Genomic DNA, 26,785 nt, shown 5'->3' on the forward strand with positions numbered 1-26,785 from the left:
CGGTAGGGTGGTCCGGTGCCAGAACCCGTGATCCGCGCCGACCAGCTCGTGAAGGCCTACAAGAGCAAGGGCAAGCCCGACTTCCTCGCCGTCGACGGTCTCTCCTTCGAGGTCGCCCCGGGTGAGTCGTTCGGCCTGCTCGGTCCCAACGGTGCGGGCAAGTCGACGACGATGAAGATGATCGGCGCCGTGTCCACGCGCACGAGCGGCGATCTCTCCATCCTCGGTCTCGACCCGGACCGCTACGGACCGGAGATCCGCTCGCGACTCGGTGTCGTGCCGCAGCAGGACAACCTCGACGGAGAGCTGAACGCCCGCGAGAACCTCTACATCTACGGGCGGTACTTCGGTCTGCCGGGCAAGGTGTGCGCGCAGAAGGCCGACGAGCTGCTCGCCTTCGCGCAGCTCGAGGACAAGGCGAAGAACAAGGTCGATCAGCTCTCGGGCGGCATGAAGCGCCGCCTGACCATCGCCCGCGGGCTCATCAACGACCCGCGCATCCTCCTCCTCGACGAGCCGACGACGGGCCTCGACCCGCAGGCGCGGCACGTCCTCTGGGACCGACTGTTCCGCCTCAAGGAGCGCGGCACGACACTCGTCCTCACGACGCACTACATGGACGAGGCGGAGCAGCTGTGCGACCGCCTCATCGTCGTCGACAAGGGGCGCATCATGGCCGAGGGGAGCCCCGCCTCCCTCATCCGGGAGCACTCCAGCCGGGAGGTGCTCGAGGTGCGCTTCGGCTCGGATCGCAACGAGCACGTCGCCGCCCAGCTCCAGGGCATCGGCGACCGCGTCGAGGTGCTGCCCGACCGCATCCTTGTCTACGCGCACGACGGCGAGGCCGCGCTCGAGCGTGTCACGGCGTCGGGCCTGCAGCCGATGACGAGCCTCGTCCGCCGCTCCAGTCTCGAGGACGTCTTCCTCCGCCTCACCGGACGGTCGCTGATCGAATGAGTGACACGACGCAAGCGGCGCAGCCGACGCTCGACGAGCTGCGCGCCGAGGCGCTGGAACGGGGCCGCAAGCCTCGGCGCCGGGGCAGCTGGTACGTCACCGAGCACATGGTGCGTGCGATGCGCGCGTACGGGTGGACGATCGTCGTCGGCGCGCTCGGGCAGCCGGTCCTCTACCTGCTCGGCCTCGCGGCGGGACTCGCCGCTTTGATCCAGGCGCCGATCACGGACCGCGGTGTGCAGGTCGATTACCTCGTCTTCGTCGCGCCGGCCCTTCTCGTGACCGCCGCGATCTCGGTCGCGTCCGAGGAGATGACCTACCCGGTCATGGCGGGCTTCAAATGGCGCCGCTACTTCTTCGGCTTCAACGCCTCCGCCCTCTCGAGCCCCCAGATCGCGAACGGCGTCATCGTCGGCGCCGCGGCGCGGATGCTCTTCGCCGTCGCGGCCTACTACCTGTTCATCTGGCTCCTCGGCGCCCTCGGTATCGGATGGACGACCGTGCCGAACCCTGAGGCGGGGTGGCTCGCGATCCCGGCTGGCCTGCTCGCGGGGCTCGCCTTCGGCATCCCGCTCATGGCGTACGCCGGATCGATCGAGGACGACAAGGGGCAGTTCGCCCTCGTGCAGCGGTTCGTCTTCATGCCGATGTTCCTGTTCTCGGGCACGTTCTATCCGCTCGAGACGCTGCCCGTGTGGCTGCAGTGGATCGGGTGGATCTCGCCGCTGTGGCACGGCGCCGAACTCGGCCGGCTCGCCACCTACGGCGCCGCGGTCCCGCCGCTCATGATCGCGGTCCACCTCGCGTATCTGGTGATCTTCGCCGGGGTCGGATACCTCTGGGGCCGGAAGGTCTTCATCGAGAGGCTCGCGAAGTGAGCGCCGTCGTCGCCGACACCACCGCCCGCCGCGGGGGAGTGCGGGCCCTGTGGGCGGGGAACCCCGGCGCGGTCGTGCAGCGCGGGCTCATCGCCGCCCGCTCGTCGAGCTGGGTCGTCGTCCTCTCGGGCTTCTTCGAGCCGGTCTTCTACCTGCTGTCGATGGGTCTCGGCCTCGGCGCGCTCATCGGCACCGTCCAGACCTCGCAGGGCGTCGACGTCCCCTACGAGGCGTTCATCGCGCCGGCGCTGCTCGCGGTCTCGGCCATGAACGGCGCGATCTACGACTCGACCTGGAACGTCTTCTTCAAGCTCAACTACGGCAAGCTCTACGAGGGGATGCTCGCGACCTCGCTCGGTCCGCTCGATGTGGCCCTCGGCGAGATCCTCTATGCGCTCCTGCGCGGCCTGCTCTACGCGACCGGCTTCATGATCGTCATGCAGATCCTCGGGCTGAACCTCGCCTGGACGGCGATTCTCGCCATCCCCGCGGTGCTCCTCATCGCGTTCGGCTTCGCGAGCCTCGGCATGGCGATCACGAGCTACATGAAGACCTTCCAGCACATGGACTGGATCAACTTCGTCCTTCTGCCGATGTTCCTGTTCTCCGCCACGTTCTACCCGATCACCGTCTACCCCGAGTGGGTGCAGTCGATCGTCATGGCGCTGCCGCTGTGGCACGGCGTCGAGCTCATCCGCGGCCTGACCCTCGGCATCCTGTCGGTCGACATGCTGTGGCACGTCCTGTACTACGTCGTGATGATCGCGGTCGGGCTGGTCTTCACGACGAAGCGTCTGCGAGCCCTGTTCCTTGACTGAGATCAGCGGCTGGACTCCATGACCTCGCGCGCCTTGCGGATGCGGCGGGGGTTCACGGGGTGCGTGGCGAGCACGACCTTGCCGCGGGAATGCAGTTTCTGCAGGTCGTCGTACGCCTCGGCGACGTCGGCGAGCGGATAGAAGCCCGAGACGAGGACGTTCACGGCTCGCTTCTCGGCGAGACCGACGACCTTGCGCAGCTGGTCGGTGCCATGGGCGACGGCGTCCGGCTGGTCCGAGAGGAGGGCGACCTCGCGTTCGCGGCGGTCCGCGCTCGAGCGGAATTTGCCGGCCGGTACCCCCAGCGCCTCCGCGATGTCGTGTCCGTCCTGTCCGAAGTTGTCGATGTACGCGCTCACGCCGTCGGGGGCGAGGGCTCGGATGCGCTCGACGATGCCGTCGCCGTAGCGCACCGGCTTGACACCGAGCTGGCGCAGGTAATCGAAGTTGCGGTCGCCGCACGTGCCGATGACGCGGGCGCCGCGGTGCAGGGCGATCTGCGCTTCCACGCTGCCGACGCCGCCCGCGGCGGCGGAGATGACCACGGTGTCGCCCGCCTCGACCTTGAGTTCGTCGAGGATGTCGAGAGCAGTCGTCCCGGCGAGGTAAAGGCCGCCCGCCGTCTCGAACGTGATGTTCTTGGGCTTCCGTACCAGGCGGTCGACGGAGACAGTCACGTGGCTCGCCTGCGCACCTGCGCGAAGATGACCGACGACGTCGCTGCCGACAGGGAAGCCCGTCGTGTCGGGTCCGGCCGCGATCACCGTGCCGGCGAAGCAGCTGCCCGAGCGGCGGGGGAAGGGGTCGTCCCACTCCTTCTCGGCCCCCGAGCGGACGAAGCCGTCGATGTGGTTGAGGCCCATCGTCATCACCTCGACGGTCACCTCGCCCGGGCCGGGCTCCGGAAGAGGCCGGGTGACGAGGTGCAGAACCTCGGGTCCGCCGGTCTCGTCGTACTCGACGACCGATGCTTCTGAGACCTTCTTGATGGCCATCGTCCACTCCTCACGTGCCTGTGGGGCCGACGATAGCCCTGCGGCCGCGGGCAGCGGAGCTCTTGACAGACGGATGCCGCGACCCTCCCGATGGGGTGGGCCGCGGCATCCGTCGGATCACGAGGTCAGCGTGCGCCGAGCTCCACGTGGCCGATGTTCGTCTCGTACTCGACGTCCTTGGTCTCCTTCGACAGCCAGAGGGCGATGAAGGTCAGGACGGCCGACCCCGAGAGGTAGACGCCGACGAGCCACGGCGATCCGCCGGCGGCGGCCCACAGTGCGGTCGCGACGATCGGGGCGAGCGCCGCGCCGAGGATCGACGACACGTTGTACGAGATCGCCGAGCCGGTGTAGCGGACGTTGGTCGGGAAGAGCTCGGGGAGGAGCGCGCCCATCGGTCCGAAGGTCGCCCCCATGAGCATGAAGCCGAAGATGAGGAACGCCTGCACGAGCGCGCCGCTGAACTTGGGGTCGAGCTGGGGGAGGAGGAACACGTTGAAGAGCAGGCCGAAGACGGCGATCGCCCCCGTGATCCACAGCAGCAGCCGGCGACGGCCGAGGGTGTCGGCGACGGGTCCCGAGAGCAGGGTGAACACGCCGAAGAACACGACGCCGATGATCTGCATGATGACGAAGTCGGTGTACCCGAATCCGAGCCCGGGCACGTAGGTGGCCGCGTCGAACGCGGTCCCCGTCGCCTCGGCCGCCGCGGCGGCTCCCTCGGTGGTGGCCTTCGTCCCGTAGGCGAGGGTGAAGCTCGTCATCAGGTAGAAGAGCACGTAGGTCGCCAGCATGATGAACGTGCCGAGGATGAGCTGCTTCCAGTGCCGACGGACGACCTCGCCGAGCGGGAACTTGCGGATCGCGCCGGTCTTCTCAGCCTTCGCGAACGTCTCGGACTCGACGAGCTTGAGGCGGACGTACAGGCCGACGATGACCATGACCGCCGAGAACAGGAAGGGCACGCGCCAGCCCCACGCGAGGAACTCCTCGCTGCGCTGCGCGGGGCCGTCGGGGTGCGGCAGCAGGAAGTAGATCACCAAGAACACGGTGTTCGCGATGATGAAGCCGATCGGCGCACCCAGCTGCGGGAACGTGCCGTACCAGGCGCGCTTGCCCTGCGGGGCGTTCTCGGTCGCGACGAGCGCCGCTCCCGACCACTCTCCGCCGAGGGCGAAGCCCTGAGCGAGGCGGAGGACCAGGAGCAGGATCGGGGCGAGCACGCCGACCTGGTCGAAGGTCGGCAGGAGTCCGATGAGGAATGTCGCGACACCCATCGTGAGAAGGGAGCCGACGAGGGTCGCCTTGCGGCCGAACTTGTCGCCGAAGTGGCCGAAGATCACGGCGCCGACGGGACGGGCGACCATGGCGGCGCCGAAGATGCTGAACGAGAGCAGCAAGTTGGTGGTGTCGTTCCCGGCGGGGAAGAACAGGATGGGGAAGACCAGGACGGCGGCGGTCGCGTAGACGTAGAAGTCGTAGAACTCGATCGTCGTGCCGATCAGGCTCGCCGTGATGACGCGGGAGCGGGGATTGGCGGGCGCGGCGGATGCCGCGGGTGCTGCGGATGACATGCGGGGGACCTTCGGAACGAAGCGGTGGGTCCTCATGGGACGCGTCGGCGGCGGACGTCCTCGCAGGGGTGACGCGAGGACATCACAGCACTGGGATCACCGAGGCGTCCACGGAGTCGTCGGCGCCAAACCTCAAGCCTACTCCCGCATGTCCCCGCGAGCGGGGGTCGTCACCAGATGACGGCGAGTCCGGCGTTGAGGAGCGTGAGGATGCCGATGGCCCAGAAGATCCCGGCGGGCACCGAGCCGGACTTCAGCAGGCGTCCCGCGCCGGCACCGAGCAGACCGCCGATGATCACCAGGACGACGAGCTTGATGCCGATCTTCACGTAGTTCAGGTCGTGGTCGAGACCCCACGGCGCTGACAGGGCGAGACCCGCGACGAGCGCGATGCCGACCCCCCAGTGCATGATGCGCGTGACGCGGCGCTGACCGACGAGCTCGACCACCCATGCTCCGAACAGCGTCGCGAAGCCGATGAGGTGGACGAGGACGACGATGCTGCGCAGGATCTCCATGCCCTCAGGCTAGCTGAAGGTTGGCGCAACGCGCATCCCGCGCCGCCTGACTCGCGCCGCGACGCGGGCGCCGGGCTCAGGCGCGGACGTCCCGCAGGACGAGCGCCGTGCGGATGGCGGCATCCGCTGCCTCGGCGCCCTTGTCCTCTTTCGAGCCGTCGAGGCCGGCGCGGTCGAGTCCCTGCTGCTCGTCGTCCAGCGTCAGCACGCCGAATCCGACGGGCTTGCCGGTGTCGAGGGCGACGCGGGTGAGGCCGTCGGTCGCGGCGGACGAGACGAAGTCGAAGTGCGGTGTGCCGCCCCGGATGATGACGCCCAGGGCCACGGCGGCGTCGGCGCCCGCCTCCAGTGCCGCCTTGGCGACGACGGGCAGCTCGAACGAGCCCGGCACCCGGACGAGTCGCCACGACGCGCCGGAGGCGTCGAGCACGCGCTTCGCGCCGGCGATCAGACCGTCCGTGATCACGTCGTGCCACTGACCGGCGACCACCACCACCGACAGGTCGCTCGCGTCGACGATCTCGGTCTTCGGTGCTCCGTGTCCGCTCATGCGGTGTGCTCCTCACTGTGCGCGAGCGCTTCGCGCAGCTCGTCGGCGTCGATGATGTGACCCATGCGGTCGGCCTTCGTCGCCAGGTACTGGTGGTTGTTGGCACCGACGCCGACCAGCAGCGGCACCTGGTCGACGATCTTCAGGCCGAGCGCCGTCAGCTGCGCGACCTTGTCGGTGTTGTTGGTGAGCAGTCGGATCTGCTTGACACCGAGGTCCGACAGGATGCCGGCGGCAGCCGCGTAGTCCCGGGCGTCGGCCGGCAGGCCGAGCGCGAGGTTCGCGTCGACGGTGTCGAGACCGCGCTCCTGAAGGCTGTATGCGCGCAGCTTGTTGATGAGACCGATGCCGCGACCCTCGTGACCGCGCATGTAGATGACGACACCGCCGTCCTGCTCGATCGCGTCGAGAGCCGCGTCGAGCTGTGGCCCGCACTCGCACTTGAGCGAGCCGAACGCCTCGCCCGTCAGGCACTCGGAGTGCACACGCACGAGCGGTGCCTCCTCGGTGAGGTCGCCGGAGACGACCGCGATGTGGTCGGTCCCAGTGATCCGGTCCTTGTACGCGAGGAAGCGGAACTGGCCGTGCGAGGTGGGAACGGTCGCTTCGGCGCGCAGGCTCACGCGGCGCTTGGCGGGGTGGTCGGTGTGGGCCGACGTGCTGTCGCCGTCGGCCGCGTTGAGGTGCGCGATGAGCTGCTCAATCGTGATGACGGGGATGCCTTCGCGCTCGCCCATCTCCATGAGCCCCGGCATCCGCATCATGCTCCCGTCATCGGCGACGACCTCGCCGATGACACCGACCGGCTGGAGGCCGGCGAGCTGCATGAGTTCCACGGCCGCCTCGGTGTGGCCGGCTCGCTCGCGCACGCCGCCGTCGACCGCGCGAAGCGGGAGGACGTGGCCCGGGCGGATGAGCGAGGACGGCACCGAGTCCGGGTCCGCGAGGACGTTGACGGTGCGGGCGCGGTCCGACGCGCTGATGCCGGTCGTGACACCCTCGGCAGCGTCGACACTCACGGTGTACGCGGTGCTGCGGGCGTCCTGGTTCTGCTCCACCATCGGCGGGAGATCCAGGCGGTCTGCCCAGTCAGCGGGCATCGGCGCGCAGAGGAATCCGCTGGACCACCGGATGGTCCAGGCGAGCCACTCCGGGGACGCGAGCTCGGCCGAGAGGATGATGTCGCCCTCGTTCTCGCGGCTCTCGTCGTCGGCGACCAGGATCGGTCGGCCTTCCTTGAGGGCCGCCAGGGCGTCGGGGATGGTGGCAAGGCTCATCGGGAGCCTCCTTCTTCTGTGGACGGGATGCCGTCGGGCGAGGCGAATCGGAGCAGGCGCTGCACGTGCCGCGCCAGGATGTCGGTCTCGAGGTTCACCCGGTCGCCCGGGGTGAGGGCGCCGAGGGTGGTGACCTCGAGGGTCTCGGGGATGAGGGAGATCTCGAACCAGTGCGTCGGTGCGTCGGGCTCGGACACCGCGGAGACGGTCAGCGAGACGCCCTGCACGGTGATCGATCCCTTGTCGGCGACGAGCGGAGCGAGGTCGGCGGGCAGCGAGACCCGCAGCACGCGCCACTGCGCTCCGGGGCGCACTTCGAGCACCTCACCGGTGCCGTCGACGTGGCCCTGCACGATGTGTCCGCCGAGGCGGGTGTGCGCGGCGAGGGCGCGCTCGACGTTCACGCGCGAGTCGATGGCGAGGGTGCCGAGCGTCGACATGTCGAGGGTCTGCTTCATCACGTCCGCCGTGAACCCGTCGGTGGTCTGGTCGGTGACCGTCAGACAGACGCCGCTGATCGAGATCGAGTCGCCGCGCTGCGCGTCCGAGACGGCGAGGGGCGCGCGGACCGAGAGGCGCACGCCGTCACCGGACGGCTCGATCGCGCTGATGACGCCCTGCTCTTCGATGATGCCCGTGAACATCAGTCCTCCTGGGGGGTCAAGGTGACGAGGATGTCGTCGCCGAGTCGGTCGACGCCCATGATGTCGAGGCGCCGCTGCTGGGAGATGGTGGTGACGCCGATGTCGCCGACGGCGACGCGGCCGTCGCCGAGGAGGGTCGGCGCGATGTAGACGAGGAGCTCGTCGACGAGCCCGTGCCGCAGGAAGGATGCCGCCAGGGTCGGACCCCCCTCGACGAACACGCGCTGCGCGCCCAGTTCGCGCAGACGGTCGAGCAGGTCCGGCAGGTCGTCGCCCTCGTCCTGCATGAACGGGCGCGGATGCGTCCGCAGGCGCGCCCCCTGCGGGACGGCGCGGACGCCCACGACGACGGGACGGGGCTGGTCCTCGTACAGCTCGCCGTCCTCACGCCGCGCGGTGAGGGCGGGGTCGTCGGCGAGCACCGTGCCCGTGCCGACGACGATGGCGTCCGCGAGCGAGCGCCGACGGTGGACATCGGCGCGCGCGGCGGGTCCGGTGATCCACTGACTGGTGCCGTCGGATGCCGCGGCCCGCCCGTCGAGCGACTGCGCCCACTTCAGCGTCACGTGCGGGCGGCCCAGTCGTTGGACCGTCAGCCACGACGCGATCAGCGCGTCACCGTCCTCGCGGAGCACGCCGCCCTCGACCTCGACGCCCGCCGCACGCAGCCGCTCGGCGCCTCCCGACGAGACGTCGCCCGGGTCGTCCACCGCATACACGACGCGGGCGATGCCCGCCTCGATGAGCGCGACGGCGCACGGCCCGGTGCGGCCGGTGTGGTTGCACGGCTCGAGGGTGACGACGGCGGTCGCGCCGCGGGCGGCATCCGCGTCGATCTTCGACAGCGCGTCGATCTCGGCATGGGGCGTCCCGGCACCGTGGTGCCAGCCTTCGGCGAGCACTTCTCCCGTCGGCGAGAGGATGACCGCCCCGACCTGCGGATTGAGCCCTCGAGGCCCGCGACGGGCGAGCGTGAAGGCGTGACGGAGCGCCGTGCGCTCTGCGTCGGTGACACTCATCCGGATCCCTCACGATGGGGTGTTCCGGGGCGCGGGCGCAGGCAGGAGGTGCGGCGTCGCCGCATCACCCGTGCTGCCTCCCATCCGGACTAGCGACTCGCATCGCATCACCGTCGGTCCCGGAATCACACCGGATCAGCAGGATCGCAATCCCGCTCGCGGACTGTCACCGCCGGTTCGGATTCTCACCGACCCCGGAGCACGTTTCTTGCTCTCGAAGTGTACTCAACCGCGGTGAGGCCATTTCATTCCCCGTCATCTCTTGACGCGGGTGGTCACTCCGCCAACGCGCGCGCGGTCGCCTCGTCGACGACGAGTTCGGTGACCAGGCGCGCGGCGAGTGCACCGCGCAGGCTGTCGCGCTTGTCGACCCCCGAGACGATGCACACCCTGCTCGGAACCCGTCGCAGGACCTCGAAGCGCGGCCCGGTCGCGCGGTCGTTCAATTCGATGCCGCGGGTGGAGCCGTCGAGCCGGTAGAAGACGGTCGCGACGTCGCCCACGACGCCCTCGCGGTCGAGGGCGGCGAGCTCGTCGGGTTCGAGGTAACCGCCCGAGTAGACGTGGCTGGGCACACGCGAGTCCGCCGCGCCGACGCTGAACACGACGAGGTCCATCGCTGCCTGCATGGTCAGGATGCGGGTCGTGCTCCGCTCCCGCCACATCGCCTGCTTCGTGCGCGGATCGTCGAAGAACGCGGGCACGGGGAACTGCTGCGCGCTGCCCCCGTAGGCCACGGCGAACCGGCTGAGGATGTCGCTCGCATAGAGGAGACCCGTGGTGCGGGTGTTCCCCGACCCGTTCAGCTGCACGAAGGTCGTGCCGTGCACCGCCTTGGGGACGAGCCGACGGCTCACGGCGGCGGTCGTCGACCCCCAGGCGACCCCGACGGTCGTGTCGGCCTCGACGAGGTCGCCCAGCAGGTGTGCGGCGGCCGTGGCGACACGTTCCAGGCGCTCCACCTCGCTCGCGTCGTCGGGGACGGGCACGACGTGCGCGGTGATCCCGTAGCGGTCGGCGAGGTTCTGTTCGAGCAGCTGCGGGGCGGCGAAGGGGGAGCGGATCCGGATGTCGACGATGCCCGTCGCCCGGGCGCGGGACAGGAGCCGGGAGACGGTCGAGCGGCTCGTTCCGAGCTCGCGGGCGATCGCCTCCATCGTGCGGTCCTGGACGTAGTAGAGGTGCGCCGCGGTGAGCGCGCGGCGGACGTCGTCCAGGTCCAGGGTGTCTTCCACGGATCATAGTGTGCACGTATGTGCAACCGGACTGCAATCCCGTCCACGGATGCCATCATGGGTGCCATCGTCACTTCGGTGGCGGTCCGAGGCGGTCGGGGCAGGGCCCCGGAAGAAGTGGGAGTGTGACGTGGACACCGAGATCCGACGGACGACGACGGCGCTGCGGGAGCGGCCGCAGGCAGACGTGCTCATCATCGGTGGGGGCATCAACGGCGTCGCGACCTTCCGCGACCTCGCCCTCCAGGGTGTGGACGTCGCCCTCGTCGAGCGCAGCGACTTCCTCTCCGGTGCGTCGGCCGCGTCCAGCCACATGATCCACGGCGGCATCCGCTATCTCGAGAACGGGGAGTTCCGCCTCGTCCACGAGGCGGTCACCGAGCGCAACGACTTGCTGACCACCGCAGCGCACTACGTGCGACCGCTGCGCACCACCGTGCCGATCTTCTCGACGTTCTCGGGTCTGCTCTCCGCGCCGATGCGCATGCTGCTGCACCGCAAGACGGCCTCCACCGAGCGCGGCGCGCTGCTGATCAAGGTCGGGCTGATCATCTACGACTCCTTCTCGCGCGGCGGCGGTCGCGTTCCCCGGCACACCTTCCACGGTCGGCGTCGCTCGCTGCGGGATCTGCCCGACCTCAACGCCGACGTGAAGTACACGGCGACGTACTGGGATGCGTCCCTCCGCGAGCCGGAGCGGCTCGGCCTCGACCTGGTCCGCGACGGCGTCGCCCTCGGCGGGAGCCGTGCCCGCGCGGCGAACTACACCTCGGCAGCCGGGGTCGACGGCGGCAGGGTCGTCCTGCGCGACGAGGTCACGGGTGAGGAGTTCCCCTTCTCGGCATCCGTCGTCCTCAATGCAGCCGGCCCGTGGACCGACCTCGCCAACCGTGCCCTCGGCGACGCGACGCGGTACATGGGCGGCACGAAGGGGTCGCACATCGTCCTGGACCACCCCGAGCTGATGAAGGCGACCGGCGGCCGTGAGATCTTCTTCGAGCACTCGGACGGGCGCATCGTGCTCATCTACCCGCTGAACGGCCGGGTCCTGGTGGGCACGACGGACCTCGAGCACGACATGTCCGAGCCCGCGGTCTGCACCGAGGAGGAGGTCGACTACTTCCTCGATCTCATCGGTCACGTCTACCCGACGATCCCCGTCGAGCGGTCTCAGATCGTCTACCGCTATTCCGGTGTCCGCCCCCTCCCGGGTCACGGCGACGTGGCGGCCGGCTTCGTCTCGCGGGATTACCGCATCGAGGAGGCGACGCTTCCCGGGTCCGACGGCGTGCCCGTGCTGAGCCTCGTCGGAGGAAAGTGGACCACGTTCCGCGCCGTCGCCGCACGCCTCGCCGACGAGCTCATGACGCGCATCGGCCGCACGCGGGTCCGCTCGACCAAGGGACTGCCGATCGGCGGCGCCGTCGGCTTCCCGCGCACCGACGCCGAGCGCGACGAATGGGTCCACCACCACCTCGCCGACTTCGGACTCGAGCGTGGCACACGCCTCCTGCACCGGTACGGCACGCACGCGCTCGCCGTCGCGGCGTCGCTCCGCGAGGACGACGAGGATGCGCCCCTCGCCTCGCTGCCCCGCTTCAGTTCGGGTGAGTTCCGCCACATCGCACGCACCGAGTCGGTCGTGCACCTCGACGACATCGTCCTTCGCCGGACCAACGTCGGCTTCCGCGGCGAGGCGACCCCCGAGGTGCTCGACGAGGTGGCCGATGCCATCGCGGATGTGATGGGCTGGGATGCCGCGACGCGGCGCGCCGAGATCGACCGCGCGCTCGCCGCGGTGCACGCCGCCGATCCCGTCGCTGTCTGACGCCGGCATCCCGTCGCCGCCCACCGGCGACGAGTACTCGAAGAGGAGACGAGACGTGACCGAGCACGTGATCGCCATCGACCAGGGCACCACCTCGACGCGGGCCATCGTGTTCGACGGGGAGGGCAACCTCGTCGCCACCGCCCAGCGTGAGCACGAGCAGATCTTCCCGCGCGCGGGACGCGTCGAGCACGACCCCGTCGAGATCTGGACGAACACCGAGTGGGTGCTCGCCAAGGCGCTGGGCCGCGTGGGGCTCTCGGCCGCCGACGTCGCAGCGATCGGTGTCACGAATCAGCGTGAGACGGCGATCGTGTGGGACCGCCGCACCGGTCGGCCGATCCACAACGCGCTCGTCTGGCAGGACACGCGCACTCAGCCCGCGATCGACCGTCTGATCTCCGCGCACGGTGTCGACGCCTTCGCCGACGTGACCGGGCTCCCCCTGGCGTCCTACTTCTCCGCGTCGAAGATCGCCTGGATCCTCGACAACGTCGACGGCGCCCGCGAGGCGGCGCGTCGCGGCGATCTCCTGTTCGGGACGCCCGACACCTGGGTCGTGTGGAACCTCACGGGCGGCAGCGACGGCGGCATCCACATCACCGACGTCACCAACGCGAGCCGGACGCTCCTCATGGATCTGACGACCCTCGACTGGTCCGACGAGATGCTGCAGGTGTGGGACATCCCGCGAGAGATGCTGCCCGAGATCCGGTCGTCCTCCGAGGTGTACGGCGAGGTCGTGCAGCCGCGGGTGGCCCGTGGCATCCGGATCGCCGGCATTCTCGGCGACCAGCAGGCCGCGACCTTCGGCCAGGCGGCTTTCGACGCCGGACAGTCCAAGAACACCTACGGGACCGGCAACTTCCTGCTCGTCGGCACCGGCACGGAGCTGGTGCGATCGGATGCCGGCCTCATCACCACGGTCGCCTACCGCCTGGGCGACGAGCCGCCGCATTACGCCCTCGAGGGGTCGATCGCCGTCACCGGATCGCTCGTCCAGTGGCTGCGCGACAACCTCGGCATCATCTCGGAGTCGACCGAGGTGGAACGCCTCGCCCGCAGTGTCGACGACAACGGCGGCGCGTACTTCGTGCCCGCGTTCTCGGGTCTGTTCGCACCCTACTGGCGTCCCGACGCCCGCGGCGCGCTGGTCGGCCTCACCCGATACGTGACGAAGGCCCACATCGCGCGGGCTGCGCTCGAGGCGACGGCCTTCCAGACGCGCGACGTCATCGCTGCCGTGGTGTCCGACACGGACCGCGGGCTCGAGGAGCTCCGCGTCGACGGCGGGATGACCCGCAACGACCTGCTCATGCAGTTCCAGGCCGACATCCTCGGCATCCCGGTCGTCCGCCCCAAGGTCGTCGAGACGACGGCGCTCGGAGCCGCGTACGCCGCCGGTCTCGCCGTCGGTGTCTGGTCGGGGCTCGACGCGCTCCGAGGGTACTGGCAGGAGGACCGCCGGTTCGAGCCGCAGATGGACGCCGACGAGCGGGATCGTCGCTGCCGTCTGTGGGCGAAGGCCGTCGAGAAGTCCATGGGATGGGTCGACGACGACGCGCGCGTGCTCGCCGGAACGGTCTGATCTACTTCAGCAGGCGCGACAGTCGGCGGTCGGCGAGGATCTTGCCGCCCGTCTGACACGTGGGGCAGTACTCGAGACTGTTGTGGATAGTGCGTCCTTTTGCCCGATGGTCGATAATTGACTTATCGCTCATCGATCGAGGCGTGAGCGACGTCGATCGGCAAGGATCTTGCCGTGCGTCTGGCAAGTCGGGCAGTACTCGAAACTGCTCCAGCCGTCGTCCTCGCTCGGCATCGTCTGAGAGGGCGCGTCTTGGGTAGAACCATCACCACTCCGGGGCATCCCGTTGTTCCGTCGTCGAGGCATGCAGTCATCTATACGCGCATCTCAAACGACAGGGAAGGGAAGAAGCTCGGCGTCGAGCGACAAGAGACTGCGTGCCGTGAGGTCGCCGCTCAACTCGGCCTGACTGTCGTTGGCGTCTACTCAGACAACGACGTCAGCGCATCTCGATCGTCCAAGAAGCCCCGACCCAGCTATGAAGCGATGATCACAGCCGCGGGGCGACGAGAATTCGGAACGATCATCGCCTACTCGATGTCTCGCCTAACCCGCCGTCCTCGCGAATGGGAAGACTTGATCGACCTCGCCGAGCAGATCGGGACGAGGTACGCCTACAAGGTGAGCCCGTCTTACGACCTCACGACCGCCGATGGGCAGGGCGTCGCTCGAACCGTCGCCGCCTGGGACGCCGCCGAAGCAAAGCGCATCTCTGAGCGGGTGAAGGAAGCCGTCGACCAGCGCAAGGAGGACGGGAGTTACCACGGGGCGGCTGCACCGTTCGGATTCTCGCTGAAGGAGTCCGTGCCCGTCATTGATGACCGCGAGGCCGAGATGATCCGAGAGGCAGCGACGCGGCTCCTCGACGCGAACGACTCGCTGTATCAGATCGTCCGCGACTGGAATGGTGCTGGTCGCTTCACTCGCGGAGGGAATCGTTGGCGCCACTCCGTCCTGCGGACAGCCCTCACCAACCCTGCGCTGATCGGTGAGACACGTCCGATCATCCCGACCGAGGGCAAGGTCGCGCCGTCGCGGGGAGTCAAAGGGTGGGACGCGATTCTCGATGAACCCACGTTTTTCGCGCTCCGAGACAAGCTGGAACCGGACTCTTCTCGGCGCACCAACCCGCTCGGCGTGAAGTCTTCGAAGTATGCGATGGCAGGAGGCCTGACCGTCTGCGGACGGTGCGGCAAAGCCCTCACGGCTGTGAAGCGAGATGGGCAACCGGCGAAGCTGGTCTGTCGAGCTATGCAGAACGGCGACCACGAGAATCATCCCAAGCGCCCTGACGGCACGAGTGAGGGCCGCGTGAGCGTCGATCACGGCACCCTCGAAGCGCATGTCTTCGACAGGTTCATCGCGCGGCTCAACGACAACGACTACTGGAACGAGCACAAGCGCGACATCGATCCGATGGCCGCTGACAAGATCGCCGAGGCTGAGCGACGCCGGGAAGGTGAACTCGCGAAGATCCGGCGTGCCGAGGATCAGGCGTTCGACGGCCTGATCGACACCGACCGACTCCGTGAGCTGATCGACCGCACCCGTCAGGCCATCCGCGGCATCGAAGACGAGATCGCTGAACTTCGAGGTACGCCATCCGCGAGAGACACTATCGAAGCGGCCCAAGGTGGCGCTGAAGCGATCCTTGCGGGCTGGCCTGCCATGAGTCCGAGTGATCGGCGGACACTGCTGAAGTTCCTGGTCGATCGAGTCGTCATCGGCGACTGGCCGGACGGCATACCGTCGAACGCGACGAATGCAGACCTTCGACGTGAGGCGATGGCAAAACGCGCGGAGATCGTCTGGCGCAAAGCGTAGGGTCGGGGCATGAGTCTGGCCAGGCGGCACGACCGCGATGAGACCGTACAGCGATTCCAGGCCCCGGACGGCCTTCATATCTGGTGGAGGGATCACGAAACGGGCGACCTGTACGGCGGGATTGCGCCCGGCGAGGCGGGCGAAGCCGCGCTTCGCTCCGAAGGAGTCGATCCGCATCAGTTCTGGCGCGAGATCGGCCAACCCTGATCTACTCGCGTCACTCGGACAGCTGCTGAGCCTCAGCAGGCTGTGTAGGAGGGATCTCCCCAACCAGTACGGGCTTCATCGCCGACAGGACGGCCATGAACTGCGTCCATTCCACCTCAGACAGCGGGAATGCGCCTGTCACCTGGACTGGAGGACGCCCCGACAGCGCGATCGGGATCGGATAACTCTGTACGGCCGGTCCGTCGAACTGCGGGGGACGGGCGAACATCTGCTCCACGAGCTCTCGCCCTCGTGCCATCTTCTGCGCGTATCCGGGCTGCGCCTGTAGTTCGGCGCTCGTCATCTCTCCAAAAGACTTCGAGGTTTCTATCCCAGTCGCGTCGGAGTCCTCGATGTCAACATCAGTCTCCGCGTCGGGCTCTTGCTCGGGCTCTGCAGACCCGACTGGGGTGAGTTCGTCGAGCTGAGCAAACTGCATCGTCTCGCGCCACTCGCGAATGAACTCCTTCGCGCCTGTCTCTGTGAAGCCTCGGATTCGTGTCAGGCGCCACATCAAGTTGGCATCGGAAGGTAGACGTGGCCCGTACTCCTCCCACATCTCCTGATGGATAGGCGGCAGCATCGCGGCCTCGCGTATCGCTTCATCTCTCGCGTCGGTGCTGGGATGTTCGAGGATCTGCACGGCGAGGTCGGTCACTCGCGCTGTGCGGTCGTCCCGGGCGCCCTCGACCTCCACGAGGCCGAACTTGCTGAGGGCAGAGAGGTTGAGGCTGGCTGGCCCGTTGAGAGCGGTGTACCCCCAGATCTCGGGCAGCGCGTGCACGTGGATCGGGTACTGACGCTCCGTCTTATAGAGCTGACGAACACGCTGGACAGCCTTCTCGAGTGAGACGGCGGGGTAAGCCGGGCTCCGACCTTTGGGTCGCTTCGATACGGCAGTGCTGTCGCTCATGGTTGACCTCCTGAGTCCAGTGTAGGGCAACACGACACGCCGTCAAGTAGTCACATGTGGGTACATCGACACTAAACGTCGATCTGTGCTACACTTAGAGGTAGAACGACGAGAAGCCCTCAGGCTGGCACCTGAAGGCTTCTCGACAACTGAATATGGGGCACGCAGGTCGCCGGGCTGGGCTGATAACTTCGCTACGACGGGTTCAACTCCCGTGTGCTCCACTACCAACTGTATCATTTTGTGATACAGAAGTCACTTTCTCTGATGCTTTCTCCTGTTCAGAGGTGGAAAGCCTCTGTCTGGGTTGATTTCCCAGATGCGCCTACAAGCGCACGACGTCCTCGGGTGATATCGAATATCGCGCGAGAACTTTTGTGTCGCCAGGGGCGCTCAGGATGCCTCAGCGAGCGCGGTCTGCGCGTCGTGCGCGATCACATCGCGCTTGATCTCAGCTGTGACGCATGAGTGTCGCGTGCGGCCGATAGGTTCGAAGCGTGAATGCGTGGACGACCTTCTGGACGTGGGTGAACGAGAATCAGTTAGCCGCGACCATTATCGGCGGTCTGATCCTCGCTGCCTTGCTGTGGGTCATCACGAAAATCCCGAAGGTTGGCCCTCACCTTCGTCGTGGTCTGAGGTGGCTCTGGTCCTGGCGCCCCGTTAGCGTCCGTCGGTCCGAACGGAGGAGCATCAAGATCCTGGAGGACTCACGGGATTACACGGACGAGCGGATTGTTGGCATAGCTGATGTTCTCGGCGCGCTCGGCGTCAAGACGAGTGTGGACGTCAGCAAGCTTGAGTCTGACCTAGCTGAGCTGAAGCGTCAGGTTGCGGCGAGGCCGGTAGTCGAGGTCTCTCCCAGCGCGCCGGAGGTCCAGCGTCCAATGCTCGCCCCGCGTTGGCAAGTGGAGTACAAGGAAGGCGATCGGCTCTTCACCCATACCTACACGCTGACGAATCTCGTCCCTGACAGCGCGGCTTACCGAGTTCGCTTGGAGAACGCACCGCGCAGCGGCGCATACTTCGAGTTCAAGAGCGCGGCTGCATGGGCGGACCTTTCCGGTGAGCGCGAAGTCACGTTCACGGGTGAGATCATGTACACGGACGATCACAACCGGTTCCTTCTGCAGCTGGAGTGGTACGACGAGAACGAGCAGTACTTCAGTCGCAACATCCTCTTGAACGGTCCCAGCCAGTGGAACGACAAGGATCCGAACGATGCTCCGTTCTGATCAGACAGCTTGCGGCGCCGCGTCTGCGACGCGTTTGAGCAGCTTCGCGACGGACGAGGGGTAGAACTGCTTGCCAGTGGGCGGCGTGTGCCCGGCTTCGTTGAGTTCTCTCGCGATGACGGACACGCGAGCCCCCTCGCCTCGACGCATGGTGATGTAGTTGACGACATCGCTGTCGAGCGAGGTGACAGCAGGCCGGCCGACGGGCTTGCCCTGACGCTTCAACTCTGCGAGGGCGGTCTTGGTGCGTTCGCTGATCGTGCGACGCTCCCACTGACTCAGGTTGATCAGCATGTTGGCGACCATCTCGCCGTTGGCTGTTGCCGTGTCGATGTCGAGGTCGAGGGCAGCGATCGACCATCCTCGCTTCCGGAACAGCCCCAGCGTGGACGCGAAGTCGGGCAGGTCTCGGCTCAGCCTGTCCAGCTTGGTGACGATCACGCCGTGAGCCTCGCCATCGTGCAGGAGGCCAAGCATCTTGCCCCCACCTTCGCGCTCAGCAATTGGCACTTTGCCTGAGACGTCGGGGTCCGTGACGAAGGCCACCACCTCGTGCTCGCGGTAGGCCGCGTACCGCTCTATGAGGTTGCGTTGAGCGTCCATGCTCAGGTCTTGCTTTGCCGTGCTCACTCGAATGTAAGCAACCACTTTCATGCCGGTCTCCTAGTGCCCATTACCCCAACCGCACGGTTTGGGTTCAATATCGACAGTATTCGCCGCATGTTGACGTGTAAACCGCAGATCAGAAGGCATTCTGCGAGCCCATAGAGGCTTCGAAATCGAACTGCATTTGCGAGGTGGAATAGCGAATCACAGCCCTCAGTAGCCACCATGCGGTCGGCTTCTTCCATACGGTTCGCCCACGCGCCTGGGAGTGTATTTGATGTAACAAATGTCAACTTTCACTCGATAGTTGACAGTTGTTACATAAATTCCATATCAGGCGCGCGCGTACGCGTATGGGCACGCACGCGGGTGGGTATCCCGCGCACGCGCCCTCAAAACGCGTTGGGCTATCTCGGCTCGAACGGCAGGTGGAACTTCTCGTACATGCCCTGAGTCGTTCGGGTGAGTTCGCCCTTCTTGACGAGTCGGGTCAGGTTGGTGCGGATCGCACCCTGCTCCTCGTCCGAGAACGCCTCGTAAATCGCCTCCAGTGTGATCGGCGTCCCGTTTGCTTCGACGACCTTCCGGATGCCCCACGCCAGGTTGTACCTCGCGTTGCGGACTCGCGACGAGTCACGCTCTCGGTCCATGAGGTCTTGCACACTGGTCGGGGACTCGCCTTTCAAGACGGCCTTGCCGACTGATGTGGTTCGCCCTCCTGCTGCCGGCACGTCGGCAGTCTCGACTTCGAACAGCCATGACAGGCCGGCTGCACCGTAGTTCAGCTTGTCCACCGTCACGATTCGCTCGTTCGTCTCGGCATCGACGGCCATGAGCATGAGCGACCGAACGATGTCACGCCATGCGTGCGAACCGCTCATCATGTCGCCCGCAGGGCCGCCACCGGACTTCCGGAAGTGACCGACCACGATTACTGCGATGTTGAGCCGACGAGCCATTGCCGCGAGCGGATCGAGCGCGGTGCGAACCTCTTTGACGCGATCCGGGTTGCCGTCGATGAAGGAGACGATTGGGTCGATGATCAGGATGCGCGTGCCCGTCTCTTCGATCAGCGCCTCGAGGTCTCGGAGGTCCGTGCCGAGGTCGAGAACGGTGGGGATCTCTTCGTCCTCACCGTCCTTCTCCATCGACACTTCGAGCGCCTTCACGTAGTTCAGGTCGGCACCAGCGGCCCGCAGTCGGGGCACGAGCTGATGATCGATGTCATCCTCACCGGACACGATCATGACGCCGGTCGGCTTGCCACGTAGGTCACCGGGCAGGCCGCCGTGCGTCCAGTAGGCCGTGAGGAGAGCCAGCACCGTGCTTTTCGCGATGCCACCGCGACCTGCGAGCGCAGACACCACACCCATCGGGATCATGCGGTCGATCGCCCATTCCGTTGCTGCGCCCTCGCGACCGGCCAGAGGGGTCGCCACCAGCTTGCGCCGTCCTGACGCTCGCGGTTCGTCGCCGAGCTTGCGAAGCGCTTCGGCGATCCGCTTATTGTCGAGCGCTTCGCTCATGATGTTCCTCCGAGCCAGGCTGTGATGACCTGGCGGTGCTTGTAGTCCTCGGCGCTGACGAACTTGTACGCGCTGCGCACGGCGGTCTCGACTTCGCTCCACGGGAAGGTGCTCTGACACGGCGTCGCCTCCCATACCGCGTGGGCGAGCGCCCACACTTCGGCGTCAGCGTCGAGGCCCAGTCGAAGCCACCATCGACACGCGAGCCGGTGCATGAAGTCGTTCCGCGAGCTGAGCGGCAAACCGTCTTGGATCGCCTGCTCGGTGCTGGGCAGATCCGCGCCCGGCGACGCGGACCCACTCCTACCAGCCCGACCGACGCGCCACCCTCGAATGGCGTCGAGCAGCGCGGGAGGGGCGTGCGGGATCGCTCGGAGGTCGCCGCGAACGAGGCGGTAAGTCCGCTCGGCTCCGATGTCGTCGCGCCGAACGCTCCCGGGCGCGGCGACTTGATGCCCACCGTCGGCCATGACGTCGATGTGAGGCACCCATCCGATTGCCGACCGAAGGTGACCTTCGTACCGGAAGTACAGGTGCGCCCCGCTGAAGGTCTCGACCAGGGGCAGGTTGCTCAGGTCGATGGCCAGCAGTTCTTCGACATCGACCAACGTCGCGTACCCGCCGAACCCATCCGGGTCGCCCTTCGTGTCGAGGTCGATCACCCCAACACCGTTGCCGGTCACCAGTCCGAAGTTGCAGCCGGGCATTTCGGCTCGCCAGGCTGACCACTGCTGAGGGTCCGAGCTTGCTCGCCTCGGCCAGTCACGGATAGCAGGGATATTCGTGCCGGGTCGAAGAGGGATGAAGCTGAGTTCGCCCATCACGAATGCCCAACGGCGATCGCCACCATGAACGAGACCACGGCAACGTAGGCAGAGGCGATCGTCGCGATCCGGAAAACCCACTCAACCGCGCTCGGCGGTGTTGAAACTCCCAGGTCAGGTGTACAATTCCAATCGACAGTACTCACACCAAAGGCCCGACTGGCTGGCCCCGGCTCGACTTCGGTTGCGATCTGTTTTGGGGTCGTCCTCTCGGTAAGGGCGGCCCCTCCTACGTTCTCAGTCATCGTTCTTCACCTCCAGGCTGTGCAGGAAAGCGATGATCCGAGCGGCAGTTGTGTCGTCGATGGGCGGCGCGGTTGGCTGCTGAGTACCCACGTCACTCACCCGCCTGGGGGCGGGGCTTCGTGCGCTGGAGAAGCAGCGCCGTTCCGCGGGGCGGAGGCCAGGGACCGTTGCGGAACTCCAGCATCTCGGCATCGAGAAGAACCTCGACCGGAAGACCGAACAGCCTCTCCAACTGCTGGATCTCAGTCGGGCTCGGGAATGCGTTCCCGTTGATGATGTTCCGGACGCGAGATAGCGAACACCCGAGAACGTCAGCGACCTGCTGATGGGTGAGTTCGTGGAATGGGATGAACTTGCCGAGCTGCTGTCGGCGACGCGGAAGCGCCATGATAGGAACCCTTCGGGTGTACCTATCCGCGGTGCTTCGGTGGGTTAGCCGGTCTCAGATACCGGATCCCGTTGTGACCTCGCGCTGTATCCCTCGGATCGATCTGCGATCCCGGTACTCAGCCGTCCAGCGGTGCGTGCCACTCTGCGGTGACCTCGCGATAATTCGATTGAAACACAAGTAGATCGCCTAGTGAAACACTCGACGGAATTCGCATTAGAGGGCGCGACATCGCGCGGTGATATCGACACCCGTCCTCGCGACGTAGGTGCCTAGGTCGCGCTCAGGATGCCTCTCCGGCGACCGGGCGGATTGCTCCTATCCCGTAATGGCCGCTGCGACCTTGGTGCGTGCGCACGCCGCGAAGTGTCGAGGTCATGCCACACTCGACGCAGCGGTGAGTGTCCTTGTTCTCACGCTTCCAGGCGAGCCACTCTTGGTGTGCGCTGGTCGGTCTGACGCTTCGCCGCCTGGAGGATCGTTGCGTGTAGCCCTTCATCCTGGCGTAGTCATCGGCCTCGACGCGCGTATCGAATGCGGCGCAATCGCAGGGGGAGACCTCAGGGTGTGAGCGGAGGGCGCAGCCGGGGACGGTGACCACGTACAAGCCTCGCAGTTCCTCGACGAGCCAGTCGCTCAAAGCTGCTCCACCAGCTCGACCAGGAGTTCGTCGCAAGCGCGGTCGATGAGGTCGTAGACCTCTTCGTAGTCAGCCTCCGTGCCGCGCCAGGGATTCGGTACTTCCCCGCGCTTCGAGAGGTATTGGACCTTCTCCCTGTCCTCGTTCGCCTCAGCCGACAAGAGGACGTGGAGGGCCGTGAGTCGGTCGACTACTACGACCAGGTCGTACTCCTTGAACGCCGTAGACCCAAATGTCGTTGCCGAGTGTTCGAGTGCAGAGTGGCCGTGGCTGCGGAGCGTTGCCGCAGATCCGGGGTCGAGGGGATCGCCCGGGGACGCGCCGACGCCCGCCGACGCGACGCTTATACGGTCGGCTAGGCCGACCCTCTCGACTTTCTCCCGCATCACGATCTCCGCCGTGGGCGATCGACAGATGTTTCCGAAGCAGACGAAACAGACCTTCATACCAACGCTCCTTCAGTGAGCATCGAAGCGAGGTCCGGCCAGGATTGCGCAAAGTCGGGCTGCAATCGGCGACTCGCGACCTGGCTGACGGGCACCCACTCAGTTCGAGTTGCCTCCCAATTGGATCGCGCGAAGTCGATAGGAACGGCCGCCTCAGCGAGCACGGTCGTGTAGCGCCACCAGCCCAGATCGAGTACGTGCGTTCCCGTGACGCGCACGAGGGGTGGAACGATGCCCGCTTCTTCGTGCGCTTCTCTCAGGGCCGCGTCGAGGGCAGATTCGCCTGCATCGCATGCACCACCGGGAATCGACCACGTGCCTCCATCGTCGACCAGCATCGATCTTTGCTGCAGGAGTACTCCCCGTTGTGGGTCGTGCAGCAAGAGTCCCGCCGCGCCGTGAGTTCCCCACCGGCTTTCACCACTCGGTCCATAGGCGCGTCCGCTCAGAGGGAAAGGGAATCTGAAAGCGGCACGGGGAGTGAGTTCTCGCACGACGTCCAGGCCCATTGTGTCGATCAGCATTTCTGGGAGAACGATCGTGCTGGGTGCAGACGGGTCGTAATAGAGGATCGCCTGCAATGGAACGCTGTCGATGCGCCACAGCTGACCCTCCGGCGCGTGGCCTATCGCCATGGTCCGATCGGGGGTCCAGGAGAGACCGTGACGATGATCTTCGTGCTCTGTGCCCCGCCATAGTCGGATCACGTGGCCAGGCTCTGGTCGACCTCTGAAGCTGTGTCCGTCCGGTCCAACGATCTCGCGGAACCTTCCTACCCATTCATCTCGGGCGGCTCGGAGAAGAGGCTTCACCAGGGACCCGGCTGAGTCGCGGGCAACGTGGTACTCATACGCTAGCTGAGACAGGCGTTCATCTTGTTCCGCGGTCATGACTGAGCACCACTGAACGGCTCGCGCTCGATGCTTAGACCGGTCGTATCGATAAGGATTTCCGGCACTGCCAATGACCGCGCCCACACTGGCTGGTGGTACAAGATCGCGTGAAGTGGCACGTTGTCGATGCGCCAAAGCTGCCCACGCGGATCGCTGGAGAGTCGCGCAAAAGCTAACGCTGTCTCGCGATGGGGTGTCCAGGACAGCCCATCTCGATGCTCTTCGAGCTCGGTGCCTCGCCAGAGTCGAATGACACTGCCGGGTTCAGGTCTGCCCTCGAATTCATACCCGCGCGGACCGACTATTTCACGGAAGCGCGCGATCCACTCTTCCCGCGTCGCGCGGGTTAGGGGCGGGTCAAGTCGGCTTTCTGCACCGTGCCCGTAGTGATAGTCAAGCAAGACGCGAGTCATGCGGTCTCGGAATTCCCCAGTAGCGCCTTCGACCATGCCGGTGCTCAGTCGCTGCCCGAACGTTTCCGCGTTCACCGGGCGCTCCGGGTCTGATTCTCGGATGCGTCAGAGTATGGCCAAAGCATTAGGGCCCGCTTGGCGCTCGGCGGGTCAGTTGGGCTGGGGTGCGGCCGCTTCTTCGCGGCGGCGGGTGCGAACTCGGTCTCGGCCTGAGGGTCGCGCTTCTTGGCGGTCATGATCACTCCTGCACGTCGAAGGACTGCCGCGCTGGGGGTTCGGCTGAGCCAACGCGAATGGTCGGGGGCAGGTCGGCGCGGCCAGACGGCCCGATCTGGGGGAGCGCGGCGCGGGCGCGATCGCGCTCCTGGGCGCGCGACTCTCGTTCGTCCGACTCGCGCTGACGTGCCTTCTCGCGCTCGTACTCGGCCTGTTCGTCCACGATGACCTCGGCTTCGAGGACGAGGTCTGGGGGCAACTCCTTGATGATGTGGGTCATGGTGCCCTCCCACCTGGCGGGGCCCTCGATGTTCACAGCTTTGCCGGGGACGAACCCGGTTCGATCTGCGATGAACTTCATCAGCCCCAGCCGATCCGACGCCGACAGCGTTCCCGCCTCGGCCTCCTCGACCAGCTTGTGGGCGATGTTGATCATCGGGTCTACGAGGTCGTTGAAGCGCTCTCGTGCCGATCGCTGCACCTGCTTGGCTGCGCCGCCATGAAGTCGGCAAACGGTGCCACCGGGAATTGCTGCCTTCTTGCAGCGAGTGCCGGAGTGCTTAGCGGTCGCGGAGCACCGCACTGTGCCTTCGACCAGCTTGCCTTTGGTCATCGTCAGATCCCCATGTGCGGTGTCGCACCAAGCTCGTCGATCGCGTTGACGGCGCAATGGCGGCAAAAGTCAAGGCGGCCGACCGCGAATCCGAGGTTCAGAAGGAATGCAGTGCTCGACGTAGACGAGACCTGCGTGTGGCACATGTTGCACTCCGTCAGCAGTGACTCGGATGCGACCTTGAGGCCATCATCGCGAGCGTGAACGGTCGCGCCGCCAAGGCTCAGCCGGATGACCGGGACGGGTCCGTGACTGTCCTCGATGTCAGTGGAGCGAAGCAGGAAGTCGACCTCGCGTCGAAAGGTCTTCACCAGTCTGCGGTTCTGACCTAGCGGGGCAATCGACTCGATGTCCGTCGCCTCGGCGAGGAGTTGGTCAACCAGCGGGTTCGCTTTCGCAGCGACGGCAGCGCGGAGGTCGTCGGGGGTGGAAGCATCCAGGAACATTGTGTCCTCCTTGGACGGGTGGCTGTGTGGCTGAATGAGGCTGGGAATGTGCCGCCGCGCCCCAGCCACGAAACGCGGCGGCACACCGAGCCGGAGGAAGCCGACTGGGTTGGACGGTGCCGCCGCCTGCTCCGAAGAACGACGGCACCTGTGGTTGCCCTCACGCGTCAAGGAGACGGGTGGGGACATCCGAGGGCGGGCACCGTGAAAGAGGTGAAAGCCGGTGCCCGGTCTATTACGGCCAGGTGGGGCTCACGTATGAGCCGCTGGCCTTGATCTGCATGACTGCGGCAGCGCCACGGTGACGAACACCAATGCCGTAGCCGTGCTCGTAGGTCGCCTCAACGAGCGGGTAGCGCTCGAACTGCGGGAGCAGTCGGAGACCCTGGCTGGAAGCAACCGGGTGCTGACGGAACCACAGCGGCTTGTTCGCACCGACAGCGACGGCGATCACGTATCCCTGCGGGACGAAGTGGTTCTTGGTGATCCACGCGTCACCGTACGAGCCTTCGATGGCGACGCCCTGGAACGCTGCCGGCGGCTTGTCACCGATGATGTCCTCCACCGCCAGGTACGCGGGTGCGCCCTGCGCAGGAATGAAGTCGTACGGGTCCTTGGCCAGGTTGAGCGGGTCGCGACGGAACGACCAGATCGCATCAGACTCGGCGGGGTTGACCATGATGATGATCTGATCCGGCGAGGAGGAGTCGCGCAATCCGTATCCGTGCTCCTGGATCGTGTCGATGAGCGACTTGAGGTCGCCACCGTCAATGGTCGCGGCGCCGGACACGAGGTAGTGACTGTGCGAGTCAGTGAACGTCTTTCCGGCGTAGCTCGGAGGAACCTCGCCGGTCACGCCGGACCAGAGGTCGTAGATTGTGATGGCGTTCTCGTTCACTGCCCGGGTGCCACCGCCGGTCTTGGTGGTGAGCGCCTTCATGGTGTCGCGGAACACTGCACGGTTGTCGGCCTCGAGGACGGCGGCCTGCTGGGCGCGAACCTGCTCGGCGGTCGCGTCGCGGAGGAACTTCCGAGTGAATCGGACCGAGGCGTCAGACCATTCGAGCGGGAAGCCCATGCGGAGGTAGTTCGGGCTTACCCGCACCGCCTTGGGAACGCCGAACTCTGAGGCCTTCTCCATCTCGACATTGCTGCCACCGTTGGGGAGCTGCGCGAAGGATTCGGTCGTGTTGGTCGAGAATAGGGCGGCGATCGCGTTGCGCGTCGCGTTCCACTGAGAGAGGTCGGCGACGAACTCGTTCCAGAGCGTGTTGAGGTTCACCCCGTCCGCGGTGCGGGTGAGGATGTCGGCGGCGACGTTGAAACCACGGTCCGCACCGAGGATGTCGCGGGAGAGATCCGCGATGTTGAGGCGGCTTTCCATGCCAGCCCTCCTGTCAGTAGGTCAAGAGCGATTGATTGCTCTCGGCCTCTGACCGAGCGGTGCTGGAAGTGAGGGAGTCTACGA

The 26,785-nt window shown here is 66.4% G+C and carries 26 protein-coding genes and 1 riboswitch; of the genes, 8 read left to right on the forward strand and 18 right to left on the reverse strand.

Annotated elements, in window-relative coordinates; all coding sequences use genetic code 11:
* The first annotated feature begins 15 nt into the window (after window positions 1–15).
* The 3 genes from AB0259_RS00510 to AB0259_RS00520 are packed head-to-tail and all read left to right on the forward strand — an operon-like array spanning window position 16 to window position 2,653.
* On the forward strand, window positions 16–957 hold the full coding sequence (locus AB0259_RS00510; RefSeq protein ID WP_251583100.1) for an ABC transporter ATP-binding protein: 942 nt from the start codon (window positions 16–18) through the stop codon (window positions 955–957).
* Window positions 954–1,835, forward strand: a complete 882-nt coding sequence (locus tag AB0259_RS00515; protein ID WP_366221257.1) for an ABC transporter permease — start codon at window positions 954–956, stop codon at window positions 1,833–1,835. The genes AB0259_RS00510 and AB0259_RS00515 overlap by 4 nt, the downstream gene beginning before the upstream one ends.
* Window positions 1,832–2,653, forward strand: coding sequence for an ABC transporter permease (locus AB0259_RS00520; protein WP_366221255.1), 822 nt, complete (start codon window positions 1,832–1,834; stop codon window positions 2,651–2,653). The genes AB0259_RS00515 and AB0259_RS00520 overlap by 4 nt, the downstream gene beginning before the upstream one ends.
* A 2-nt stretch (window positions 2,654–2,655) precedes the next feature.
* Here the strand turns inward: AB0259_RS00520 and AB0259_RS00525 are convergent, their stop codons facing one another.
* From AB0259_RS00525 to AB0259_RS00560, 8 genes are all read right to left on the reverse strand, one after another.
* Window positions 2,656–3,648 (reverse strand): NADP-dependent oxidoreductase, encoded by a 993-nt coding sequence (locus AB0259_RS00525; protein WP_366221254.1) that lies wholly within the window; start codon window positions 3,646–3,648, stop codon window positions 2,656–2,658.
* A gap of 125 nt (window positions 3,649–3,773) precedes the next feature.
* Window positions 3,774–5,222 (reverse strand): MFS transporter, encoded by a 1,449-nt coding sequence (locus AB0259_RS00530; protein WP_251583109.1) that lies wholly within the window; start codon window positions 5,220–5,222, stop codon window positions 3,774–3,776.
* A 170-nt stretch (window positions 5,223–5,392) separates the two neighbouring features.
* Window positions 5,393–5,740 carry a Fe-S protein gene (locus tag AB0259_RS00535; protein ID WP_366221253.1) on the reverse strand — a complete coding sequence of 116 codons (348 nt, stop codon included), beginning with the start codon at window positions 5,738–5,740 and terminating at the stop codon, window positions 5,393–5,395.
* 76 nt (window positions 5,741–5,816) lie between these two features.
* Window positions 5,817–6,290 carry a 6,7-dimethyl-8-ribityllumazine synthase gene (ribH, locus tag AB0259_RS00540; RefSeq protein WP_366221251.1) on the reverse strand — a complete coding sequence of 158 codons (474 nt, stop codon included), beginning with the start codon at window positions 6,288–6,290 and terminating at the stop codon, window positions 5,817–5,819.
* Window positions 6,287–7,567, reverse strand: coding sequence for a GTP cyclohydrolase II (gene ribA / locus AB0259_RS00545; RefSeq protein ID WP_366221249.1), 1,281 nt, complete (start codon window positions 7,565–7,567; stop codon window positions 6,287–6,289). Before ribA ends, ribH begins: the two co-directional genes overlap by 4 nt.
* Window positions 7,564–8,211 carry a riboflavin synthase gene (locus AB0259_RS00550; protein ID WP_366221247.1) on the reverse strand — a complete coding sequence of 216 codons (648 nt, stop codon included), beginning with the start codon at window positions 8,209–8,211 and terminating at the stop codon, window positions 7,564–7,566. Before AB0259_RS00550 ends, ribA begins: the two co-directional genes overlap by 4 nt.
* Window positions 8,211–9,230 carry a bifunctional diaminohydroxyphosphoribosylaminopyrimidine deaminase/5-amino-6-(5-phosphoribosylamino)uracil reductase RibD gene (ribD, locus tag AB0259_RS00555; protein ID WP_251583114.1) on the reverse strand — a complete coding sequence of 340 codons (1,020 nt, stop codon included), beginning with the start codon at window positions 9,228–9,230 and terminating at the stop codon, window positions 8,211–8,213. The genes AB0259_RS00550 and ribD overlap by 1 nt, the downstream gene beginning before the upstream one ends.
* A 66-nt stretch (window positions 9,231–9,296) precedes the next feature.
* Window positions 9,297–9,437: riboswitch (FMN riboswitch) on the reverse strand.
* Window positions 9,438–9,505: 68 nt separating this feature from the next.
* Window positions 9,506–10,465, reverse strand: a complete 960-nt coding sequence (locus tag AB0259_RS00560; protein WP_366221245.1) for a sugar-binding domain-containing protein — start codon at window positions 10,463–10,465, stop codon at window positions 9,506–9,508.
* Window positions 10,466–10,595: 130 nt separating this feature from the next.
* On the opposite strand from AB0259_RS00560, the gene AB0259_RS00565 reads away from it, so the two are divergent.
* From AB0259_RS00565 to AB0259_RS00580, 4 genes are all read left to right on the forward strand, one after another.
* Window positions 10,596–12,293: a glycerol-3-phosphate dehydrogenase/oxidase gene (locus AB0259_RS00565; protein WP_366221243.1), complete on the forward strand. Its 1,698-nt coding sequence runs from the start codon at window positions 10,596–10,598 to the stop codon at window positions 12,291–12,293.
* Window positions 12,294–12,348: 55 nt separating this feature from the next.
* Window positions 12,349–13,881, forward strand: coding sequence for a glycerol kinase GlpK (gene glpK / locus AB0259_RS00570; RefSeq protein ID WP_251583120.1), 1,533 nt, complete (start codon window positions 12,349–12,351; stop codon window positions 13,879–13,881).
* Between the two features lie 252 nt (window positions 13,882–14,133).
* Window positions 14,134–15,705 carry a recombinase family protein gene (locus AB0259_RS00575; protein WP_366221241.1) on the forward strand — a complete coding sequence of 524 codons (1,572 nt, stop codon included), beginning with the start codon at window positions 14,134–14,136 and terminating at the stop codon, window positions 15,703–15,705.
* 9 nt (window positions 15,706–15,714) lie between these two features.
* The gene (locus AB0259_RS00580; protein WP_366221237.1) at window positions 15,715–15,912 is read left to right on the forward strand and encodes a hypothetical protein; all 198 of its coding nucleotides are present in this window, start codon (window positions 15,715–15,717) and stop codon (window positions 15,910–15,912) included.
* A 10-nt stretch (window positions 15,913–15,922) separates the two neighbouring features.
* Here AB0259_RS00580 and AB0259_RS00585 read toward each other — a convergent pair whose 3' ends face one another.
* Window positions 15,923–16,825, reverse strand: a complete 903-nt coding sequence (locus tag AB0259_RS00585; protein ID WP_366221235.1) for a hypothetical protein — start codon at window positions 16,823–16,825, stop codon at window positions 15,923–15,925.
* 497 nt (window positions 16,826–17,322) lie between these two features.
* Here AB0259_RS00585 and AB0259_RS00590 point away from each other — a divergent pair, with 497 nt between their 5' ends.
* Window positions 17,323–18,060 (forward strand): hypothetical protein, encoded by a 738-nt coding sequence (locus tag AB0259_RS00590; protein WP_366221233.1) that lies wholly within the window; start codon window positions 17,323–17,325, stop codon window positions 18,058–18,060.
* Here the strand turns inward: AB0259_RS00590 and AB0259_RS00595 are convergent, their stop codons facing one another.
* The 9 genes from AB0259_RS00595 to AB0259_RS00635 form a co-directional block, all read right to left on the reverse strand.
* The gene (locus tag AB0259_RS00595) at window positions 18,061–18,714 is read right to left on the reverse strand and encodes a recombinase family protein (protein WP_366221231.1); all 654 of its coding nucleotides are present in this window, start codon (window positions 18,712–18,714) and stop codon (window positions 18,061–18,063) included.
* 359 nt (window positions 18,715–19,073) lie between these two features.
* Window positions 19,074–20,192, reverse strand: a complete 1,119-nt coding sequence (locus AB0259_RS00600; RefSeq protein ID WP_366221430.1) for an AAA family ATPase — start codon at window positions 20,190–20,192, stop codon at window positions 19,074–19,076.
* Window positions 20,189–21,013: a bifunctional DNA primase/polymerase gene (locus AB0259_RS00605; protein ID WP_366221229.1), complete on the reverse strand. Its 825-nt coding sequence runs from the start codon at window positions 21,011–21,013 to the stop codon at window positions 20,189–20,191. Before AB0259_RS00605 ends, AB0259_RS00600 begins: the two co-directional genes overlap by 4 nt.
* A 340-nt stretch (window positions 21,014–21,353) precedes the next feature.
* A complete protein-coding gene (locus AB0259_RS00610) occupies window positions 21,354–21,650 on the reverse strand; it encodes a helix-turn-helix transcriptional regulator (RefSeq protein ID WP_366221227.1) in 297 nt (98 codons plus the stop codon).
* Window positions 21,651–22,286: 636 nt separating this feature from the next.
* A complete protein-coding gene (locus AB0259_RS00615; RefSeq protein WP_366221225.1) occupies window positions 22,287–22,736 on the reverse strand; it encodes a low molecular weight protein-tyrosine-phosphatase in 450 nt (149 codons plus the stop codon).
* A complete protein-coding gene (locus AB0259_RS00620; protein WP_366235745.1) occupies window positions 22,733–23,626 on the reverse strand; it encodes an NUDIX hydrolase in 894 nt (297 codons plus the stop codon). Before AB0259_RS00620 ends, AB0259_RS00615 begins: the two co-directional genes overlap by 4 nt.
* A 654-nt stretch (window positions 23,627–24,280) precedes the next feature.
* Window positions 24,281–24,871, reverse strand: coding sequence for a hypothetical protein (locus AB0259_RS00625; RefSeq protein WP_366221223.1), 591 nt, complete (start codon window positions 24,869–24,871; stop codon window positions 24,281–24,283).
* Between the two features lie 2 nt (window positions 24,872–24,873).
* Window positions 24,874–25,317, reverse strand: coding sequence for a hypothetical protein (locus tag AB0259_RS00630; RefSeq protein WP_366221221.1), 444 nt, complete (start codon window positions 25,315–25,317; stop codon window positions 24,874–24,876).
* 235 nt (window positions 25,318–25,552) lie between these two features.
* A complete protein-coding gene (locus AB0259_RS00635) occupies window positions 25,553–26,701 on the reverse strand; it encodes a hypothetical protein (RefSeq protein WP_366221220.1) in 1,149 nt (382 codons plus the stop codon).
* Window positions 26,702–26,785: the final 84 nt, after the last annotated feature.

This window comes from Microbacterium sp. NPDC080005, assembly GCF_040702445.1.
GTDB classification, from domain to species: Bacteria; Actinomycetota; Actinomycetes; order Actinomycetales; family Microbacteriaceae; genus Microbacterium; species Microbacterium oleivorans_D.